The sequence below is a fragment of the Micromonospora sp. NPDC005257 genome, from assembly GCF_042872445.1.
Classification (GTDB): Bacteria; Actinomycetota; Actinomycetes; order Mycobacteriales; family Micromonosporaceae; genus Micromonospora.
The window spans coordinates 150,717-168,517 of the sequence record NZ_JBIAKL010000013.1 but is presented as its reverse complement, the minus strand read 5'-3'; the positions used below and the strand labels follow the sequence as shown (position 1 = coordinate 168,517).

General features: G+C 73.1%; 19 protein-coding genes. 12 read left to right on the top strand and 7 right to left on the bottom strand.

Annotated features, from left to right (window positions below; genetic code table 11):
* The first annotated feature begins 122 nt into the window (after positions 1 to 122).
* Positions 123 to 1,859 (top strand): cellulose binding domain-containing protein, encoded by a 1,737-nt coding sequence (locus ACFYO8_RS25455; RefSeq protein ID WP_357711299.1) that lies wholly within the window; start codon positions 123 to 125, stop codon positions 1,857 to 1,859.
* A 60-nt stretch (positions 1,860 to 1,919) separates the two neighbouring features.
* On the opposite strand, the gene ACFYO8_RS25450 is transcribed toward ACFYO8_RS25455, so the two are convergent.
* Positions 1,920 to 3,485 carry a polysaccharide lyase family 1 protein gene (locus tag ACFYO8_RS25450; protein WP_387257614.1) on the bottom strand — a complete coding sequence of 522 codons (1,566 nt, stop codon included), beginning with the start codon at positions 3,483 to 3,485 and terminating at the stop codon, positions 1,920 to 1,922.
* A 331-nt stretch (positions 3,486 to 3,816) separates the two neighbouring features.
* Here ACFYO8_RS25450 and ACFYO8_RS25445 point away from each other — a divergent pair, with 331 nt between their 5' ends.
* Complete coding sequence (locus ACFYO8_RS25445) at positions 3,817 to 5,028, top strand: hypothetical protein (RefSeq protein WP_357711295.1); 1,212 nt, start codon at positions 3,817 to 3,819, stop codon at positions 5,026 to 5,028.
* Here the strand turns inward: ACFYO8_RS25445 and ACFYO8_RS25440 are convergent.
* Positions 4,966 to 5,970: a DMT family transporter gene (locus tag ACFYO8_RS25440; RefSeq protein WP_357711293.1), complete on the bottom strand. Its 1,005-nt coding sequence runs from the start codon at positions 5,968 to 5,970 to the stop codon at positions 4,966 to 4,968. The genes ACFYO8_RS25445 and ACFYO8_RS25440 overlap by 63 nt on opposite strands.
* On the opposite strand from ACFYO8_RS25440, the gene ACFYO8_RS25435 reads away from it, so the two are divergent.
* Entirely contained in the window at positions 5,969 to 7,360 is a 1,392-nt protein-coding gene (locus ACFYO8_RS25435; protein WP_357711291.1) for a PLP-dependent aminotransferase family protein, read from the top strand. The two genes, ACFYO8_RS25440 and ACFYO8_RS25435, sit on opposite strands and share 2 nt — an antisense overlap.
* A gap of 91 nt (positions 7,361 to 7,451) precedes the next feature.
* Here ACFYO8_RS25435 and ACFYO8_RS25430 read toward each other — a convergent pair whose 3' ends face one another.
* The 4 genes from ACFYO8_RS25430 to ACFYO8_RS25415 form a co-directional block, all read right to left on the bottom strand.
* The gene (locus ACFYO8_RS25430; RefSeq protein ID WP_354872090.1) at positions 7,452 to 8,261 is read right to left on the bottom strand and encodes a SigB/SigF/SigG family RNA polymerase sigma factor; all 810 of its coding nucleotides are present in this window, start codon (positions 8,259 to 8,261) and stop codon (positions 7,452 to 7,454) included.
* A 142-nt stretch (positions 8,262 to 8,403) separates the two neighbouring features.
* A complete protein-coding gene (locus ACFYO8_RS25425; RefSeq protein ID WP_354872088.1) occupies positions 8,404 to 8,967 on the bottom strand; it encodes a GerMN domain-containing protein in 564 nt (187 codons plus the stop codon).
* Positions 8,964 to 10,313: a HAMP domain-containing sensor histidine kinase gene (locus tag ACFYO8_RS25420; protein ID WP_354872085.1), complete on the bottom strand. Its 1,350-nt coding sequence runs from the start codon at positions 10,311 to 10,313 to the stop codon at positions 8,964 to 8,966. Before ACFYO8_RS25420 ends, ACFYO8_RS25425 begins: the two co-directional genes overlap by 4 nt.
* A complete protein-coding gene (locus tag ACFYO8_RS25415; RefSeq protein ID WP_354872083.1) occupies positions 10,310 to 10,984 on the bottom strand; it encodes a response regulator transcription factor in 675 nt (224 codons plus the stop codon). The genes ACFYO8_RS25420 and ACFYO8_RS25415 overlap by 4 nt, the downstream gene beginning before the upstream one ends.
* Before the next feature lie 149 nt (positions 10,985 to 11,133).
* Here ACFYO8_RS25415 and ACFYO8_RS25410 point away from each other — a divergent pair, with 149 nt between their 5' ends.
* From ACFYO8_RS25410 to ACFYO8_RS25390, 5 genes are all read left to right on the top strand, one after another.
* Positions 11,134 to 11,499, top strand: a complete 366-nt coding sequence (locus tag ACFYO8_RS25410) for an STAS domain-containing protein (RefSeq protein WP_354872080.1) — start codon at positions 11,134 to 11,136, stop codon at positions 11,497 to 11,499.
* A gap of 9 nt (positions 11,500 to 11,508) precedes the next feature.
* Positions 11,509 to 11,823, top strand: a complete 315-nt coding sequence (locus tag ACFYO8_RS25405) for a hypothetical protein (protein ID WP_354872078.1) — start codon at positions 11,509 to 11,511, stop codon at positions 11,821 to 11,823.
* Entirely contained in the window at positions 11,820 to 12,386 is a 567-nt protein-coding gene (locus ACFYO8_RS25400) for an STAS domain-containing protein (RefSeq protein ID WP_355096138.1), read from the top strand. The genes ACFYO8_RS25405 and ACFYO8_RS25400 overlap by 4 nt, the downstream gene beginning before the upstream one ends.
* On the top strand, positions 12,380 to 12,670 hold the full coding sequence (locus tag ACFYO8_RS25395; protein WP_354872074.1) for a BON domain-containing protein: 291 nt from the start codon (positions 12,380 to 12,382) through the stop codon (positions 12,668 to 12,670). Before ACFYO8_RS25400 ends, ACFYO8_RS25395 begins: the two co-directional genes overlap by 7 nt.
* 138 nt (positions 12,671 to 12,808) lie before the next feature.
* Positions 12,809 to 14,260 (top strand): cellulase family glycosylhydrolase, encoded by a 1,452-nt coding sequence (locus ACFYO8_RS25390; RefSeq protein ID WP_387189438.1) that lies wholly within the window; start codon positions 12,809 to 12,811, stop codon positions 14,258 to 14,260.
* Between the two features lie 44 nt (positions 14,261 to 14,304).
* Here the strand turns inward: ACFYO8_RS25390 and ACFYO8_RS25385 are convergent, their stop codons facing one another.
* Positions 14,305 to 15,195: a diiron oxygenase gene (locus ACFYO8_RS25385; protein ID WP_354872071.1), complete on the bottom strand. Its 891-nt coding sequence runs from the start codon at positions 15,193 to 15,195 to the stop codon at positions 14,305 to 14,307.
* A gap of 48 nt (positions 15,196 to 15,243) precedes the next feature.
* On the opposite strand from ACFYO8_RS25385, the gene ACFYO8_RS25380 reads away from it, so the two are divergent.
* The 4 genes from ACFYO8_RS25380 to ACFYO8_RS25365 all read left to right on the top strand — a co-directional run bounded on the left by ACFYO8_RS25380 (position 15,244) and on the right by ACFYO8_RS25365 (position 17,733).
* Positions 15,244 to 15,960, top strand: a complete 717-nt coding sequence (locus ACFYO8_RS25380) for a TetR/AcrR family transcriptional regulator (RefSeq protein WP_355096140.1) — start codon at positions 15,244 to 15,246, stop codon at positions 15,958 to 15,960.
* Positions 15,957 to 16,226, top strand: a complete 270-nt coding sequence (locus tag ACFYO8_RS25375) for a DUF4873 domain-containing protein (protein ID WP_354872067.1) — start codon at positions 15,957 to 15,959, stop codon at positions 16,224 to 16,226. Before ACFYO8_RS25380 ends, ACFYO8_RS25375 begins: the two co-directional genes overlap by 4 nt.
* Before the next feature lie 21 nt (positions 16,227 to 16,247).
* The gene (locus tag ACFYO8_RS25370; protein ID WP_357711285.1) at positions 16,248 to 16,886 is read left to right on the top strand and encodes a YdcF family protein; all 639 of its coding nucleotides are present in this window, start codon (positions 16,248 to 16,250) and stop codon (positions 16,884 to 16,886) included.
* An 85-nt stretch (positions 16,887 to 16,971) separates the two neighbouring features.
* Positions 16,972 to 17,733 carry a glycosyltransferase family 2 protein gene (locus tag ACFYO8_RS25365; RefSeq protein ID WP_387257613.1) on the top strand — a complete coding sequence of 254 codons (762 nt, stop codon included), beginning with the start codon at positions 16,972 to 16,974 and terminating at the stop codon, positions 17,731 to 17,733.
* The last annotated feature ends 68 nt before the right edge of the window (positions 17,734 to 17,801 follow it).

The following is a 17,801-nucleotide window of genomic DNA, read 5'->3' as shown; positions in this document are numbered from 1 at the left end:
ACCTCCAACTGCTCTACCAAGGCCGCTCCCCCAACTCCGGCGGCGACTACGGCCTCCTGCCCTACCGACCCGGACTCCTCACCCTCCAGCGCTGACCCGGCCGAACAAGGAGAGAAGGCTCGATGAGAAGACACCTGACGACCCGTACCGCGGCGTTGTCGGCCGGGGCCGTCCTGCTGGCGTCGACCGCGGTCGCCGCGGCGCTGCCGGCCGGCGCGGCGGCCGTCGGCTGCGCGGTCGACTACGCCGTGTCGTCGCAGTGGCAGGGCGGCTTCGGCGCGAACGTCACAGTCACCAACCTCGGTGACCCGGTCAACGGCTGGACGCTCACCTGGTCCTACGCCGCCGGTCAGACCGTCACCCAGGCGTGGAACGCCACTGTGACGCAGAGCGGAGCGGCGGTCACCGCCCGCAACGTCGACTACAACGGTTCCATCCCCACCAACGGCACCACGTCGTTCGGCTTCAACGGGGCCTGGACCAGCAGCAACCCCGCGCCGACCAGCTTCGCGCTCAACGGGGTGACCTGCACCGGCGGCACGACGACGCCGACCACGTCGCCGTCCACCTCACCGTCGACTTCGCCGACGACTTCGCCGACCACCTCACCCAGCAGCCCACCGCCCACCGGGGCGGCGGACATCACCGTCAACACCGCCAGCCGCTACCAGACGATCGACGGATTCGGCGCCGCGGTGCCGATCTGGGGCGGCGCGTGGTCGACGGCCGACACGCAGACGCTCGTCGGGCTCGGTCCCAACCAGCTCGGCCTGTCCATCGTGCGTACCGGCATCTCGCCGGTGTCCGGCGAGTGGGGAACCCAGGTCAGCGCGCTGCGGACGGCGAAGTCGTACGGGTCGAACGTGAAGATCATGGCGTCGCCGTGGACCGCCCCGGCGGCCTGGAAGACGAACAACAGCCGGATCAACGGCGGCAAGCTGCGCACCGACTACTACGACGACTACGCCGGCCACCTCAACAGCTACGTGCAGTACATGCGCAACCAGGGCGTGACGATCGACGTCACGTCCGTACAGAACGAGCCGGACTGGCACCCGGACTACGACTCGATGGACTGGAGCGGCACCGAGCTGCAGACCTTCGTGCGGGAGCAGGGCGCCAAGGTGCAGAACACGAAGCTGATGGTCGCCGAGGCGGTGAACCTCAACTACGGCTACACCGACCCGACGCTCAACGACGCGGCGGCCCGCAACAACATCGGCTACATCGGCGGGCACCTCTACGGCACCGAGGCGTCCGGCCGGCTGAAGCCGTACACGCTGGCGCAGCAGTACAACAAGCCGGTGTGGATGACCGAGTGGAACCTGCACGAGGCCGACGGCGGCGGCTCCAACATCTGGGGCAACCCGGCCAACGCCGCGGCCTGGAACGAGACGCTCGACGACATCATGCGCACCGTGCACAAGTCGATGGAGTCGAACTGGAGCGCGTACGTCTGGTGGTACGGCAAGCGCTACTACTCGTTCATCGGTGACGGCGAGTCCGCGTACGGCACCGTGGCGGGGGCGCCGCTCAAGCGCGGGTACGCGTTCTCGCAGTACGCCAAGTACGTGCGGCCCGGCTACCAGCGGGTCGCCCTGACCAAGAGCTCGAAGGCCTCGCCGCTGGAGGTGACCGCCTACTCCGGCGACGGGAAGGTCACGCTGGTGATCCTCAACCGGTCCACGAGCGCGGTGAACAACGCGGTCATCCAGGCGCCGCAGAACGTCAGCCGGGCCGAGTACGTGGCCACGTCGCAGAACGCCAGCGCGGCGAGCCAGCCGGTCGGCGTGAACGGCAACCAGGTGACGGTGAACGTCGGCGCGCGGAGCATCTCCACGGTCGTGCTCACCCTCTGACCGGCGACACGCACGAGGGCGGGGGCGGCCGGATCGGCCGCCCCCGCTCGTGTGTGACCGCTAACCGGCGTACGTCTCGAACTCGCCGACTCTCGGCGTACCGCCGGAGCTGTTGATCTTGAAGTTGATCTTTCGCAGCGTGGTCGCGGCGAAGGTGATCTGGCCGGCCCCGCCGCCGGAGGCGAGCACCGCGCCGGTGTCGTTGTTGACCAGCTGCCAGGACCCGATCGAACCCGAGGTGCCCGACGGCTCCCGGATGACCACCCGGGACACCCGCGTGTCGGAGCCCCACTTGATCGAGATCGTGCCGGTCGACCCGGACGGCGACCAGTAGGTGCTCAGGTTGCCGTCGCGCACGTTGCCGTAGCTGGTGCCGTCGGCCTTGCTGGACCCGTCCGCGCCGGCGCCGGAGACGAGGCTCAGGTTGGTCCCGCCGGACGGGGGCGGCGTGGTGGTTCCCGGCGGGGGCGTGGTCGGCGCCGGCGTGGTCGGCCCCGGCGTGGTCGGGGCCGGGGACTGCGGCGTGCAGTTGCCGTCGGAGACCCGCAGGCCGGTGTTGGCGCCCGCGGTCTGCCGCACGATCTCCGGCACGCAGCTCGCCGCGTCGAGCCGGTACGAGTACGGGACGCTCACGGTGGTCGTGGACGTCACGTTCGGACCCGCCGGGTAGTTGTCGCTGCCGGGCGAGGACCAGGTCACGTTGTCGAAGATGTTGCCGCTGACCTGCCAGGTGCCGCGCTCGCTGGTGTAGAACGTGCCGAGCACGTCCTTGGAGTTGCGGAAGTAGTTGTTGTCCACCTTGGCCCGCGCCCCGGCCCGGGAGTTGATGCCCGACTCGTGCAGCCCGGTGTAGTGGTTGTTGTACATGTGGGCGATGCCGCCGCGCAGCAGCGGCGTACGGGAGTCGATGTTCTCGTACAGGTTGTGCTCGAAGGTGATGTAGCCGTTGCCGCGGTCGCTCTCGCTGGACCCGATCAGGCCGCCGCGGCCGGAGTTGCGCAGGATGCTGTACGACAGCGTCACGTACTGGGTGTCGTCCTTCATGTCGAACAGTCCGTCGTAGCCCTCCGACTCGCCGCCGGACGCCTCCAGCGTGACGTGGTCGACCCACACGTTGCGGACGGTGCTCTCCATGCCGATCGCGTCGCCGCCGTTGGAGGTGGGCGAGCCGGACTTCTTGACGTTGCGCACCGTGACGTCGCGGATGATGATGTTGCGGGAGTCGCGGATGTGGATACCGAGCTGGTCGAAGACGGCTCCGCTGCCCACCCCGACGATGGTGACGTTGCTGATCTGCTTCAGCTCGATCACGCCGTCGGCGGTGTTGCAGCTCGATCCGGAGACCTTGCTGGTGTTGCCGTGATTGATGGTCCCGGTCACCTCGATGGTGATCGGGGTGCTGCTGCTGGCCCGGTTGCACAGCGCCGCGTGGATCGCGGTGCCGGTGGTGGCGCGTACGGTCTGCCCGCCCGCGCCGCCGGTGGTGCCGCCGTTCTGGGTGGCGTAGCCGGTGGCGCTGCCGGCCGCCGCCGACGCCTGCGGTGACGGTAGCGCCACGGCGACGGCGATACCGACGGCCGCCGTGGCCAGTGCCGCGTGGAGTCGCAGAGCGACTGTTCTTCTCATGTCGCCTCATTCCTTTTTCGAGCATGCGGGAATCGCCGCCGAGCAGCGGCGGTCACCGAATGGAGATAATGAGGAGCCGCGCCGCGATCAGGCGCGTCGCCAGCGAATGTGGTTCATCTGCGATGCCCGGCCCGCACATGAAACATCGATGTAACGCAATCGTATGAAAGCGCTTTCCAGGAAGGCAAGGGCTGGCGTTTGCAGGTTTTTTGCACCGCCCGGCCGCGCCGGACGCCAGGACCGCCTTCTTGACGGGACGCGAGATCGATGGTTGCCTGCACCTCACCCTGAAGATCGACGCTCGTCTAACTCATGCCTCACGAGGAGCGCCATGCCCCATCGCCGCAGCACCCCCATGCGGGCCGCCGTCGCCGGTGCGATCGTCGCGGCCCTGGCCGCCTCACCCGCCCTCGCCGCGCCCCTGGACCCACCGTCCGGCGGCAACACCTGGAGCGCCGAGCTGGCCGTCATCGACGCCGACGACGTGAACGTCACCTGGACGGGCAGCGGGCTCCGTCTCGCCGACACGGCACGGCCCGCCGCCGCGCAGCGACGCGCCGCGGCCCAGGGCACGCTCCTCGTCGCGCCCCACTCGCTCGCCGCCCCGGCCAACCGGGTCCGGGCCGACGTCGTCGCGAGCGCAGGCCGGGACGGCGCCGTCGAGGTGTCGGCGCGGGGCTGGCGGTCGGGCGCGTGGACCGAGTGGCGGTCCCTCTCCGGCGCCGCCGTCTTCGACCAGCCGGTCACCCGGGTGCAGATCCGGGTGACCCTCACCGCCGAACGGCCGTCCGCCACGCCCACCCTGCGTGAGGTCCGGCTCGTCACCGACTCGGTCGCCGCCGTCACGGCCGCCACCCCCGGCCTCACCTACCGGGTGTACGCCACCCGCGAAGGGCTGGTCGGCGGCACCACCGCCAACGGGCACGTGATCGTCTCGCGGGACCACTTCGTCGCGCTGCCGTCGGCCCGAGGTCTCGCGCCGAAGAACACCGGCGACTACACCGTGCGGGTCTGCACCACCACCCGCAGTCGCTGCGAGTACGCGCCGGTCTGGGACATCGGGCCGTGGAACACCAAGGACGACTACTGGAACCCGAGCAGTGTCCGCGAGTCGTGGAAGGACCTGCCGCAGGGCCGGCCCGAGGCACAGGCGGCGTACCAGAGCGGCTACAACGGAGGCCGGGACCAGTTCGGGCGCGTGGTGGGCAGCCCGGCCGGCATCGACCTCGCCGACGGCACGTTCTGGGACGGCCTGCTGCTCACCGACAACGCCTGGGTCGACGTCGCCTACCTCTGGACCGGCAGCGGCACCCGGGGCCGGATCGGCAGCGGCCCGCTCAACATCCGCTCCGGCCCGGCCACCAGCAACCCCGTCGTCGGCCTGGCCGCCACCTACGCCAACGTGCCGATCGAGTGCTCGGTCACCGGCCAGTCGGTGAGCGGCCCGTACCGGACCACCAGCCAGTGGAACCGGCTCGCGTCAGGTCACTTCGTCAGCCACGCGTACATCTCCAGCGTGAGCGGCGCCATCCCGGCCTGCTGAGGACGGGCTGCCCGGGGCGCGCGCCGGTGCCGCGCCGCCCCGGGTGCGCTGGATGAGCACGACGCAGGCGAGCACCGCGCCCGCCACCACCAGCGCGCCGGGCGTGACCGCCTCACCCAGCAGCACTGCGGACCACACCAGCGTGAGCACCGGCTGGACGAGCTGGATCTGGCCGACCTTGGCGATCCCACCCCGGGCCAGCCCGGCATACCAGGCGAAGAAGCCCAGGAACATCGACACCACTGTGAGGTAGCCGAATCCGGCCCAGGCGGCGACGCCGCCCTGCGGGCGGTGCAGGAGCGCGGCCCCCGCGGTGACCGGCACGGTGACCGGGAGCGACAGCAGCAACGCCCAGCAGATCGTCCGGGCGCCACCGAGTTCGCGGGCCAGCCGGCCGCCCTCGGCGTACCCGAGGCCGCAGAGCACCACGGCGGCGAGCAGGAACGCGTCGGCCGGTGACAGCGCGCCGCGGATCGAGCCGCCGGCGGCGAGGAACGCGAGCACCAGCGCCAGGCCGGCGGCGCCGGCGACCCAGAACAGCGGCGGCGGCCGTTCACCGGCCCGCAGCACCGCGAACACCGCTGTCGTGGCGGGCAGCACGGTGACGACCACCGCGCCGTGCGCGGACGTCTGCGTGGTGAGCGCGAGCGAGGTGAACAGCGGGAAGCCGACCACGACGCCGAGCGCGACGATCGACAGCCGGCGCCACTGGTCGCGGGTGGGACGTGGCGCGCCGGTCAGCCGCAGGTAGGCCCACGCGAGCAGCGCCGCGCCGACCGCCCGTCCGAAGGCGACGAACCAGGGGTCGAGTGTGTGCACCGCGACGCGGGTGGCCGGCAGCGACATGCTGAAGGCCAGCACGCCCAGCGCGCCGAGGGCGACCCCGCCGCCCGGGCTGGCCGTTATCGTCGTCGGGACAGTAGCGCTACTCTGTTCCTTCATGGGTGATGGTAGCGCTATCGATCGCGTCGTTCGGTACCTGGATGCGCTGGCGGCGTCCGCCGCCCCGGGCACGCGGCTGCCTTCCGTGCGGGAGCTGACCGCGCATCATCACGTCTCCCCCGTGACCGTCGCCGAGGCGACCCGGCGGCTCGTCGCGGACGGGTTGATCGAGACGCGGCCGGGGCGCGGCGCGTTCGTGGCCGCCCGGCGCACCGGGCCGCCGCGGGCCGACCTGTCGTGGCAGACCGTCGCGCTGGGCCCGCGGCGGGGCGGCGAGGAGGAGATGCAGGCACTGCTGGCGTTACCTCCGGCGGGCGCGATTGCGCTGACCGGTGGCTACCTGGACCCGGATCTCCAGCCCGCCGCCGCGCTCGGCGCGGCGCTCGCCCGTGCCTCCCGCCAGCCCGCCGCGTGGCAGCGCGGCCCGGTGGAGGGGCGGGCGGATCTGCGAGCCTGGTTCGCCCGCGAATCAGGTGGCGGCCTGCGCGCCGAGGACATGGTGATCTGCGCGGGCGGACAGGCCGCGCTCTCGTCGACCCTGCGGGCGCTCACCACGCCCGGCGACGCGCTTCTGGTCGAGTCCCCCACCTACCTGGGCGCGCTCGCCGCCGCCCGCGCGGCCGGGCTGCGGGTGGTGCCCGTACCCGCCGACGCCGACGGGGTACGGCCCGACCAACTCGCCGCCGCGTTCGCCCGCACCGGCGCCCGGCTGTTCTACTGCCAGCCGCTGCACGCCAACCCGCACGGCGCGACACTCGCGCCGGCCCGCCGTGATCAGGTCGCCGAGGCGGTACGCGCGGCCGGGGCGTTCCTGATCGAGGACGACTACGCCCGCGACCTCACCGTCGACGGCGACGCCCCGCCCCCGCTCGCCGCCGACGACCCGGACGGGCACGTCGTCTATCTGCGGTCGCTGACCAAGCTGGCCGCGCCCGGCCTGCGGATCGCCGCGCTCGGCGCGCGCGGACCGGCCGGGGCGCGGCTGCGCGCCGCCCGCCTGCTCGACGACCTCTTCGTCGCCGGGCCGCTGCAACAGGCCGCGCTGGAGTTCCTCACCGCGCCGGCCTGGGACCGGCACCGCCGTACCCTGCGCCGGGAGTTGCGGGCCCGCCGGGAGGCGCTGCTCGCCGCGTTGGACCGGCACCTGCCGGCACTGGCGCCACGCGACGTCCCACGCGGTGGCCTGCACCTGTGGGTACGCCTGCCCGACGGTGCCGACGACGTCGCGGTGACGGCGGCAGCGGCCGCCGCCGGGGTCACCGTCTTCCCCGGGCGCCCCTGGTACGCGGCCGAGCCCTCCGCCCCGCACCTGCGCCTCACCTACGCCGCCGCACCACCCGAGCAGATGGACGAGGCCGTCCGCCGCCTGTCCACAGCCCTCCCCCACTGACCGGCCTCGCGCGAGGTTCGGGCGGGCGCGGCGGTGGGTGAGACGACGCGACCCCCGCCGGGGGGGCCGGCGGGGGTCGCGGTCGGGTGGATCAGGCCTCGGTGAGCTGGCCACGCAGCTTGGTCAGCGCGCGGGCGAGCAGCCGGGACACGTGCATCTGGGAGACACCGACCCGGGCGGCGATCTCGCTCTGGGTCAGGTTGCCGTAGAAGCGCAGCGTGAGGATCTTCTGCTCGCGCTCGTCGAGGGTGGCGAGCGCCGGGCCGAGCGAGGCGCGCAGCTCGGCCAGCTCGTACTCGTTGTCCTCGGTGCCGAGCGTGTCGCCCAGCTCGGTGGCGCTGTCGCCGTCGCCGATCGGGGTGGACAGCGAGACCGCGTTGTACGCGCGGGCGCCCTCCAGGCCCTCCAGCACCTCTTCCTCGGTGACGTCGAGGTGGGCCGCGATGTCGGCGACGGTCGGGGCCCGGTTGAGCGTCTGGGTCAGCGTGCTGTTCGCCTCGGAGATGCGCAGCCGCAGCTCCTGGAGGCGGCGCGGCACCCGGATGTTCCAGGTGCGGTCGCGGAAGTGCCGCTTGATCTCGCCGAGGATCGTCGGGATGGCGAACCCGGCGAAGTCGACGCCGCGCGAGGCGTCGAACCGGTCGACCGCCTTGATCAGGCCGAGCGCCGCGGTCTGCGCCAGGTCGCCGGCGGGCTCGCCGCGACCGCTGTAGCGGGCGGCCAGGTGGTTGGCCAGCGGCAGCCACGCCTCGATGACCTGGTTGCGCAGGGCGGCCCGCTGCGGGTGGTCGGCGGGCAGTGCGGCGAGCGCCGTGATCAGCTCGCTGGCACGGGACTCCTCACCGGTCTGCGGCGCGCGGTGCACCTCGGTCGCGGTCGAAGCCATGGTCATCGTGGTCATGCTGCCCTTCCTGTCCTCGGAGAACGGGTGGCCTCCCACACCGGTCGTGCCAGCCACACTAGACCAAAGGCCACCGCCAAATCAACCGAAAGGACGATGGAGATTATTGAACATAACCGGACAAAGGGCCGATGCGGGTGCATCAGCGAGGCATCAGCGGGCGGTAGTCGGCAGCGGTGAGCGGCAACACGGAGAGGCTCCCGTCCGCGCGCGGCACCTCCAGCGGCTGCCCGTCCCGGCGGAACACCACGCTGTACACGTCGGGCCGCTGAGTGAGGCTGCACACGATCTGCCCGAAGGCGAGCACCTCGTCGTTGCGGCCGGTCTCCTCGCCGACCTGGCGAACGTCGACGGTGGCAAGCGTGCCGGCGAGCGTCGCCCCGGCGACCGCCACGGTGCCCGGAAGCGCCGTGGCCAGCCCCTGCCGGCGCTCACCGCCGTCCGGCCCGGCCAGCAGGTGCTGAAGATGCGCGTCCACCTCCGGCAGCCCGTCGACCCGGCGCTTGACCACGACCAGGCCGTCGTCCCGGACGAAGCAGAACGGCTCGTCCACCCGCCCGTCCGCATCGACGGTCGAGGACACGGCCGGGGTCGGGAACGCGCCGGGCGGCGTCTGCACCAGCCGGGGCTCGTCGTCCACCGGAACACCGCAGCCGGCCAGCAGCACGGCCGCGAGCAGGCCGGGCAGGAGCCGCCGCCGGCTCATCGCAGCGCTCCGGGCAGCTCGACGCGGAAGCGCGCGCCGGGCTCGCGGTCCAGCACGGCGGCCGTCCCCCCGTGCGCGGCGGCGTGCTGCGCCACCAGGGCGAGCCCGAGGCCGGTGCCGTCGGTGCCGGCCCGGTCGTGCGCCGCCCGCCCCCTGACGAACCGGTCGAAGATGATCTCGCGGTCGGCGGGCGGCACGCCCGGACCGGCGTCGTCGACCTCCAGCACGCCCACTCCGTCGCGTCCGCCGAGGCGTACGGCGACAGGCCCACCGCCGTACCGCTCGGCGTTCTCCACCAGATTCAGCAGCGTCTGGGCGAACCGGCGCCGGTCGACCCACCACAGGTGCGAGGCGTCGCCGTCGACAGTCACCAGGCTCTCCGGCAGCGACCGCTCCCGGCAGCAGGCCCGGGCCAGCTCCACCACGTCGACCGTCTCGCGGTGGGCCGGCTGCTCGGTACGGGCCAGCTGGATCAGGTCGTCGACCAGGCGCTGGAACCGGGTCACCTCGTCGGCGACCAGGCCCGCCGCGGTCGCCGTGCGTTCGTCCTGGTGCTCCCGGCGGCGGTTGAGCACGCTCGCGGCGGCGGACAGTGTCTGCAACGGCGAGCGCAGCTCGTGGCTCACGTCGGCGGCGAAGCGCCGGTCCCGCTCGATGCGGTGCACCAGCTTGTCGACCATCTCGTTGAAGGAGCTGGACAGGCGGGTGAGGTCGGGATCGGTGGTCGGGTCGAGCCGGGTGGCGAAGTCGCCGGCCGCGATCCGCTCCGCCGCGTCGGCCACCGCGGTGAGCGGCCGCAGGCTGTGCCGGGTGGCGTACCAGCCGAGCGCCGCGCCCGCCCCGGCGACCATGATCGCCACGGCGATCAGCGCCAGCCCCACCACCTGGAACGTCTCCTCGACCTCCCGCAGCGAGGTCAGCTCGTAGTAGCCGAGCGCGCCGGGCAGCGGCACGCCGACCAGCAGCGCGGGCTGACCGTCGAGCCGGATGCGCTGCACCGCGGGTTTGCCGGCGGCCACCATGCGCTGCAACTCCGGCGGCACCGAGCTGGCGCCCACGTCGGCGGTCCGGGCGTACCAGCCGTCGGGCAGGTGCAGCAGCGGCCGGCGGGCGCTGCCGGTGTCGAGCGAGCGCAGCACCGCCACCACGTCCGGGGTGCCGGTGTCCAGGCCGGAGCGAACCACGGCGGCGTCGTAGTAGGCGGCCCGCACCGCCGCGCGCTCCCGCTCGTCGAGCAGCGAGCGCCGGGTCAGGTCGTACGAGAAGAGGGCCATCAGCGCCGACAGCAGCAACGCGCCGACGGCGAACGCCGCGGTGACCCGGGCGCGGAGTCCGGGACGGGTCATCGCTGGAGCTTGTAGCCGAGACCGCGCAGGGTGACCAGGTGGCGCGGGTTGGCCGGGTCGGGTTCGATCTTCTGCCGCAGCCGACCCACGTGCACGTCGACCAGCCGCTCGTCGCCGGTCTCGTAGCCCCAGACCCGGCTGAGCAACTGCTGGCGCGACAGCACCCGCCCGGCGTGCTCGGCCAGCTCGCAGAGCAGCCGGAACTCGGTCCGGGTGACCGGCACCGGCCGGCCCGAGCGCCGCACCTCGCCGGCCTCCGCGCTGATCTCCAGGTCGCCGAAGAACTGGGCGGGCACGGGCCCGGACACCGTGCGCACGCGCCGTCGCAGCGCCCGCAGCCGGGCGGACAGCTCCTTGATCGCGACCGGCTTCACCACGTAGTCGTCGGCGCCGGCCTCCAGCGCGGCGACGATGTCGTGGGTGTCGTCGCGGGCGCTGATCACCACGACCGGCACGTCGTCGTCGCGGCGCAGTTGCCGGATGCAGTCGAAGCCGTTCATGCCGGGCAGCATCAGGTCGACGAGCACGTAGTCGGCCGGCTTCTCCCGCTGCCGGCGCAGCCCGTCCTCGGCGGTCGGCTCGCCGTGCGCCTCGTAGCCCTCCTCCTCCAGGGCGAGCTGCAACGCGAGCCGGATGCGGTCGTCGTCCTCGATCACCAGTACGGCCGTCATATGGGCATCATGACCGGCCCCGCACGGGTCGCCCAATTGCGCAGGCCGTTCGTGCTTTTTGTCATCGAACCGTCATGCAACCGTCCGGGGACCTCCAAGATCCGCGCGCAGAGTGAGGTCTGCCCCGATCCGACCACGGAAGCGACGCGATGCCCGCCACCCTGCCGTCCCCGCCGGAGTCCGCCGTGCCGCACGTGCGCGTGGACATCACCGACGAGCTGGACCTCGCCGGGCTGCCCGAGGTCGCCCACGTGCTGGACCGCATCCTCGCGCTGCGGCCCCGCGAGCTGACGATCGACCTCGCCGGGTGCCGGCATGTGGACCCCGCCGCCCTCGCGCTGCTGCTGGACGTGCACCGTCGGCTGGCGCGGCAGGACGGCCGGCTCACGCTGAGCAATCCACACCCGCGGATCCGGCGCATCCTGGAGACCTCCGGGCTGGGTGCGGTACCCGTCGTCGACACGCCCCGTCCGGCCGCGCGCGGCCGGGCCCGGGTCGCGTCCGCATCACGCTGAGGAGGATCGGTGACCGGCAGCACGCTCGTCGGAGCGCTCGTGGTGGGCCTGGCCGTCGGCGGGTTGGGACGTCTCGTCCTGCCCGGGCGCAAGGCCGTCCCGGTCTGGCTGACGCTCGCGCTCGGCGTGGCGGCCGCGCTGCTCGGCGCGATCGTGGTCGGTCTGGTGGATCACCGCACCGGCGGCTCGCCGCTGCTGCCGCTGATGGTCGAGACCGGTTTCGCCGCCGTGGCGGTCGTGCTCGCGGTGGTGGCCGCGGGCGGGTCGGAGGCCGAGGGGCAGACGCCGCCCGCACCGGGTGGCCGGCGAAAGGAGGAGGTGTGACTGTCGTACCCGCGGACCACCTGATGATGCTCATCTGCGACGGCTGCGGCGACAGCGTCACCGGTACGGGCACCACGCTGCCCGACGCCGAGGTGGTGTGGACGCTGGTGTTCGACCACGACTGGGTCGGCTCCCCGTTCGCGTCCGGACCGCACCACTGCCCCCGGTGCAGCACCCGGGCGGCCATCGCCGACGGCGGCCTGGGCCTGGACGATCTGGAACAGGTCACCGGCACACCGGCCGCCCTCGACGTCGACCCGGCCGCGACGGTACGCCGTGCCCTCGCCGAGCGCTCCGTCCGCGACGACGTGGAGCTGGTCGACCTGTCCGGGCTCGAGGTGATCGACCCCACCGGGCTCAGCCTGCTGGTGCGCGCGCACCAGGACGCCCGGCGCGACGGCCGGCGGCTGTGCCTGCTGTCGCCGTCACGGTTCGTGCTCACCGTGCTGCACACCATGCGGCTCGACGGCGTCTTCACAGTCGTCGACGGCCGCGTCCCGGCGCCGGGGCCCGTGTCCCGCCGGCCGGTCCTGACCGAACAGAAGGAGACCTCCCCGTGGTGATGCCCTGGCCGTACCCCGAGTTCCCGTTCGCCGACGGCCGGCCGGAGCCCGACGACGCGGACACCCGGCTCGCGTCGCTCGTCGCGCAGCGGCTCAGCGCCGACTGGACCACCCGGCGGCAGCAGATCACCGTGACCGTGCAGAACCGGGTGGTCATCCTCGCCGGCCTGGTGGCGGACCCGGCGACGCGTCTGGTCGCCGCCGAACTGGCCTGGGACGTGCCGGGCGTGTTCGACGTCTGCAACGCGCTTAGGCTCTACGGCGGGCGGCGCGGCGGCCGCTGACCCGCGTGGTTGCACGCATCGGCGTCCACCTCTACGCTCTGGCGTGGGAGCGCTCCCCCAGGCAGCCACGTCGAGCTTTCCGGGCAGGTTCACGACGGGCACCGTCCGATCACCATCCAGACGATGGGACCTTCCCGTATGTTCTCGATTCCCCGTCCGTCCCGGCGGCACCTGCTCGTCGGCGGCGCGGTCGGCGCGCTCGCCCTGGCGGCGACCGCCGTGCTGCCGTCGACGAACGCGATGGCGGCAACCGGCTGCGCCGTCACCTATACCACCAACTCCTGGCAGGGCGGCTTCACCGCGACAGTGGTGGTGCGCAACCTCGGCGACCCGGTGAGCAACTGGACGCTGGGCTTCACCTTCCCCGACGGCGGCCAGCGGGTCGTGCAGGGGTGGTCGGCCACCTGGCAGCAGAGCGGCTCGGCGGTCACCGCGCGCAGCCTGGACTACAACGGCGCGCTCGGCACCGGCGCGAGCACCACCGTCGGCTTCAACGGCTCGTGGACCGGGTCGAACCCGAGTCCCACGTCGTTCACGCTCAACGGCACGGCCTGCACCGGCGGCACGAGCACCCCGCCACCGAGCACGCCCCCGCCGAGCACGCCCCCACCGAGCACGCCGCCGCCCACGACGCCGCCGCCCCCGACCGGCACCACGCCGGTCGCGATAAACGGCCAACTCCAGGTCTGCGGCGTCAACCTCTGCAACCAGTACGGGCGGCCGATCCAACTGCGCGGCATGAGCACGCACGGCCTCCAGTGGTTCGCCAACTGCTACACCGACTCCTCGCTTGACGTGCTGGCGAACGACTGGCGGGCCGACCTGCTGCGCATCTCGATGTACGTGCAGGAGCAGGGCTACGAGACCAACCCGGCCGGCTTCACCAACCAGGTGAACTCGCTCGTGGACAAGGCCGAGGCCCGGGGCATGTACGCGCTGATCGACTTCCACACGCTGACGCCCGGCGACCCGATGTACAACCTGGACCGGGCCAAGACGTTCTTCGCCAACGTGTCGGCGCGCAACGCCGCGAAGAAGAACGTGATCTACGAGATCACCAACGAGCCCAACGGCGTGAGCTGGTCGACCATCCGCACCTACGCCGAGCAGGTCATTCCGGTGATCCGGGCCAACGACCCGGACGCGGTGGTCATCGTCGGCACGCGCGGCTGGTCCTCGCTCGGCGTCTCCGACGGCGCCAACTCCGACGAGATCGTGAACAACCCGGTGCGGGCGCAGAACATCATGTACGCGTTCCACTTCTACGCCGCGTCACACAAGGACAACTACCGCAACGAGGTGCAGCGGGCGGCGAGCCGGCTCCCGCTGTTCGTCACCGAGTTCGGCACCGTCACCTACACCGGCGACGGCGCCGTCGACACCGCCAGCAGCAACGCCTGGCTCGACCTGCTCGACCGGCTGAAGATCAGCTACGCCAACTGGACGTTCTCGGACGCCCCCGAGGGTTCGGCGGCGCTTCGGCCGGGCACCTGCGCGTCCGGCTCATTCGGTGGAACGTCGGTGCTCACCGAGTCCGGCGCGTTCATGCGCGACCGGATCCGTACCCCGGACAACTTCCCCACCTCCTGACCGGGCGGCCGGCGGCGATCCTTTCCCCTTCGGGTCGCCGCCGGTCAGCCCTCCACCAGCCCGGCCCGGCGCCACAGCACCCGGCCCGGCCCGGCGACGAGTCCCAGCTCGGTCAGATGCTCGGCGATCCGCTGCGCGGACCAGCGCAGGGTGGCCCGCCAGTGCGGGTTGGCCCGCGCCGCGGCCCGGCCGGCCGCCGGGTCGATCCCGACCGCCGCGTACGCCCGCGGGTGCACCAGCCGCCGCGTGATCGAGTACGCGGCCCGGCCGATCACCAGGCGCGCGTACGCGAGCGCCACCGGCCCGGCGTCCTCGACCTGCCGGGTCAGCTCGTCGCGGGCGAAGCGCACGTGCCGTGCCTCCTCCACCACGTGGATGCGCGACACCATCCGGATCAGCGGCTGCAACGACTCGTCGGCCATGATCTCGCGCTGGAACGAGTCGAGGATCTCCTCGGCGATCAGGATGGCCGCGTACATCTGCGGGCCTCTCGCTGTGGACTTGAGCCAGCGTCCGAGCAGGTGGTCGAACGGCTCGGCGCGGTAGACGGGGGCGCGGGTGGCCTCGATGAGCCGGCCGAACATGATGGAGTGCCGGCACTCGTCGGCGACCTCGGTGAGCGCGTACTGGGCGTGCCGGCTGGTCGGGTCGGCGTCGTAGTACTGGCGGATCAGCATCTGCATGAGGATCGTCTCGAACCAGATCCCGGCGCTGGCCGCGCTGGCGACCTCGTGCTTGGTCAGCTCGATCCGCTGGTCCTCGGTCATGCCGTCCCACAGCGCGGTGCCGTAGAGGCTGCTGCGCGACGGCGGCAGCCAGTACGCGCCGGGCACGGGCGGCGCCGACCAGTCGATGTCGACCATGGGGTCGTAGCTGGTGCGCACCGAGGCGGAGAGCAGGCGGTCGGCGACCGCCTCGCGCGGGAATCCGGCCATGACCCCTCCATGTTGACGTAACTTCGAGTAACTGTTACGAGTGGTAGCATGCGACGCACCACCACCGATGTCAATGGCCCCGACGCCGCCGGGGAGCCGGCCGCGCCCCGCCCCGGCGGGCGGCGCGACCGCTGGGCCGACCACCGCGAACAGCGGCGTCAGGAGCTGATCGCGGCCGCCGTGCAGGCGCTGCTGCGGCACGGCCCGACCGTCGACATGGACCAGGTCGCCGCCGCCGCCGGGGTCAGCAAACCGGTGCTCTACCGCTACTTCGCCGACAAGGCGCAGCTCTGGCTCGCGGTCAGCGAGGTGGTCGCGGCGCGCGTGGTGGCCGCCATCGCGCCCGCGGTGGAGCAGGTACGTGAGGAGCGGGCGCTGGTCGAGGCGACGATCGACGCGTACCTGAGCGTGGTGGAGTTCGAGCCGTCGCTCTACCGGTTCCTCGTGCACGAGTCCGGGCATCCCGGCATCCAGCAGGTGGTCACCGGCACCAGCCGGCAGGTCGCGACCGGGCTGGCCCGGGTCATCGGCGACCGGCTGCGCGCGCTCGGCCTCGACGCCGGCCCGGCCGAGCCGTGGGCGTACGGGCTGGTCGGGTTCGTGCAGGCGGTCGGTGACTGGTGGACCACGCACGGGCAGCCGATCCACCGGGCCGCGCTCACCGAATACCTGACCACGCTGCTGTGGAACGGCATCGAGGGGGTCCGGCGCGGCGCGGACCTGCCGCCGGAGCTGACCCGCGCGCACGAACGGATCGACAGGTGACCTGGGAGGGCACGGCCGAGATCGCCGGCACCACGGTACGGCTGCACGCCGGGGGACGGTTCGAGCCGGTCGACGGCCAATACCACTGGGCCGGGCGGGTGGAGCCGGAACCACGCCTGGTCCGGCTGCTGCGCTCCGGCCGCCGGGACGTGGAGGTCCGGATCGGCGAACGGGCCGCCCGGGCCCGGCTGACCGAGGTGGACCCGTGGGGTGGCGTCCGCATCACCGGCGTCGGCACACCGCCCTGGCCGCCGGACGACGAGTGATCCGGCCCGTACCGTGAAGGGATGACGCCTCCCGCCACCGTGCTGCTGGTCTTCGGCCGTGGAGTGACGGCCGGCGACGGCGGCTACCGGCTCACCGCGGAGAGCGTCGCGCGCACCGAGGCGGCGGTGGCCTACGTCCACGCGCACGCCGAGGCGTTCCGGCGCACCCCCGGCGCACGGGTGGTGTTCACGGGCGGCTGGCCGCACGGCCCGGCCGGTGAGCCGGCCCCGCCGCCCGGCTTCCGCGAGGCCGAGCTGATGCGGGCGCTGGCGCGCGAGGCCGGGCTCGACGCGTACGCCCGGTCGGCGGCCGAGACCCACTCCCGCACCACAGTGCAGAACCTGGCGCACACCGTCCAGGACGGGCTGCTGGGCACAACGGAGTTCACCGCGCGGCGCCCGCTCGGGCTGGTCTCCCACCCGTGGCACCTGCCCCGCGTCCGGCTGCTCGCCGCGCGTGTGCTCGGCCTGTCCGGCCCGGCGCTGGTCGACGTGCCGGTGACCGCGCCCGACCCGGTGCCCGTGCGGCGGGAGCGGGCCGCCCGGGCCCTGAGCCGGATCGGCTTCATCGGCGTGCGCACCCCGGAGGCGTCGCTGCGCCGCGAGCGGGCGCTGACCCGCGCCGCCGAGCGGGTCGGACGCCTCACGCCCCGACGGTGATTCAGGCGAGCGCGCCGGGGGTACGACCGTCCTTGATCGACCCGGCGGACCCTGCCGGCGGGCGAGACCACCCCCGGGAGGCCCCGTGATCGTGCTCGTGCCGGTGTACCGACCGGGCGACCGCCTGCCACCGCTGGTCGGCGACCTGAAGGACGCGCTGCCGGGCGCGGACGTGCTCGTCGTCGACGACGGCAGCGGCCCGGCCGCCGACGGGGTGCTGCGCGCGGCCCGCGCGCGGGGCGCGACGGTGCTGCGCCGCCGGGTCAACCGGGGCAAGGGCGTGGTGCTGCGCACCGGCTTCCGGTACGCCGCGACGCGCCACCCGGGACGCGACGTGGTGTGTGTGGACGCCGACGGCCAGCACAGCGTGCCCGACGTGTGCCGTGTGGTGGAGCGGATGCGCGTCAGCGGAGCGCCGACGCTCGGCGTACGCGCATTCGACGGTGAGGTCCCGGCGCGCAGCCGGTTCGGCAACGCGGCGACCCGGGTGGCGTTCCGGCTGACGACCGGCCGGGACGTGCGCGATACCCAGACCGGCCTGCGTGCCTACCCGGCGGCCCTGCTCGGCTGGCTCAGCACGATCCCCGGTGACCGTTTCGAGTACGAGATGACGGTGCTGCTGCGGCTGGCGGGCGCCGGGCTGCCGGTCGAGCAGGTGGACATCGCCACCCACTACCACGGCGGCAACTCGGGTTCGCACTTCTCCGCGCTCGCCGACTCGGTACGGATCTACCGGCCCCTGCTCGGCTTCGCCGCGGCCCGGCTGACCGGACGCCGCGACGTGGACACCGCGCCGGACCACGCGTTCCCGGCGTCGCCCTCCGCACCCGTGACCCGGACTCCCTGAGCGCGCGGCGGTGCCCCTGCCCGCCCGCGCCTGATCGGCGCGGCTTAGCCGAGGTGGCGGCATCCTGG

Excerpts from the sequence above, each read along its gene's own strand:
- ACFYO8_RS25455 (WP_357711299.1), top strand. The coding sequence starts at position 123 with ATGAGAAGACACCTGACGACCCGTACCGCGGCGTTGTCGGCCGGGGCC.
- ACFYO8_RS25450 (WP_387257614.1), bottom strand. The coding sequence starts at position 3,485 with ATGAGAAGAACAGTCGCTCTGCGACTCCACGCGGCACTGGCCACGGCG.
- ACFYO8_RS25445 (WP_357711295.1), top strand. The coding sequence starts at position 3,817 with ATGCCCCATCGCCGCAGCACCCCCATGCGGGCCGCCGTCGCCGGTGCG.
- ACFYO8_RS25435 (WP_357711291.1), top strand. The coding sequence starts at position 5,969 with ATGGGTGATGGTAGCGCTATCGATCGCGTCGTTCGGTACCTGGATGCG.
- ACFYO8_RS25440 (WP_357711293.1), bottom strand. The coding sequence starts at position 5,970 with ATGAAGGAACAGAGTAGCGCTACTGTCCCGACGACGATAACGGCCAGC.
- ACFYO8_RS25430 (WP_354872090.1), bottom strand. The coding sequence starts at position 8,261 with ATGACCACGATGACCATGGCTTCGACCGCGACCGAGGTGCACCGCGCG.
- ACFYO8_RS25425 (WP_354872088.1), bottom strand. The coding sequence starts at position 8,967 with ATGAGCCGGCGGCGGCTCCTGCCCGGCCTGCTCGCGGCCGTGCTGCTG.
- ACFYO8_RS25420 (WP_354872085.1), bottom strand. The coding sequence starts at position 10,313 with ATGACCCGTCCCGGACTCCGCGCCCGGGTCACCGCGGCGTTCGCCGTC.
- ACFYO8_RS25415 (WP_354872083.1), bottom strand. The coding sequence starts at position 10,984 with ATGACGGCCGTACTGGTGATCGAGGACGACGACCGCATCCGGCTCGCG.
- ACFYO8_RS25410 (WP_354872080.1), top strand. The coding sequence starts at position 11,134 with ATGCCCGCCACCCTGCCGTCCCCGCCGGAGTCCGCCGTGCCGCACGTG.
- ACFYO8_RS25390 (WP_387189438.1), top strand. The coding sequence starts at position 12,809 with ATGTTCTCGATTCCCCGTCCGTCCCGGCGGCACCTGCTCGTCGGCGGC.
- ACFYO8_RS25385 (WP_354872071.1), bottom strand. The coding sequence starts at position 15,195 with ATGGCCGGATTCCCGCGCGAGGCGGTCGCCGACCGCCTGCTCTCCGCC.
- ACFYO8_RS25380 (WP_355096140.1), top strand. The coding sequence starts at position 15,244 with ATGCGACGCACCACCACCGATGTCAATGGCCCCGACGCCGCCGGGGAG.
- ACFYO8_RS25370 (WP_357711285.1), top strand. The coding sequence starts at position 16,248 with ATGACGCCTCCCGCCACCGTGCTGCTGGTCTTCGGCCGTGGAGTGACG.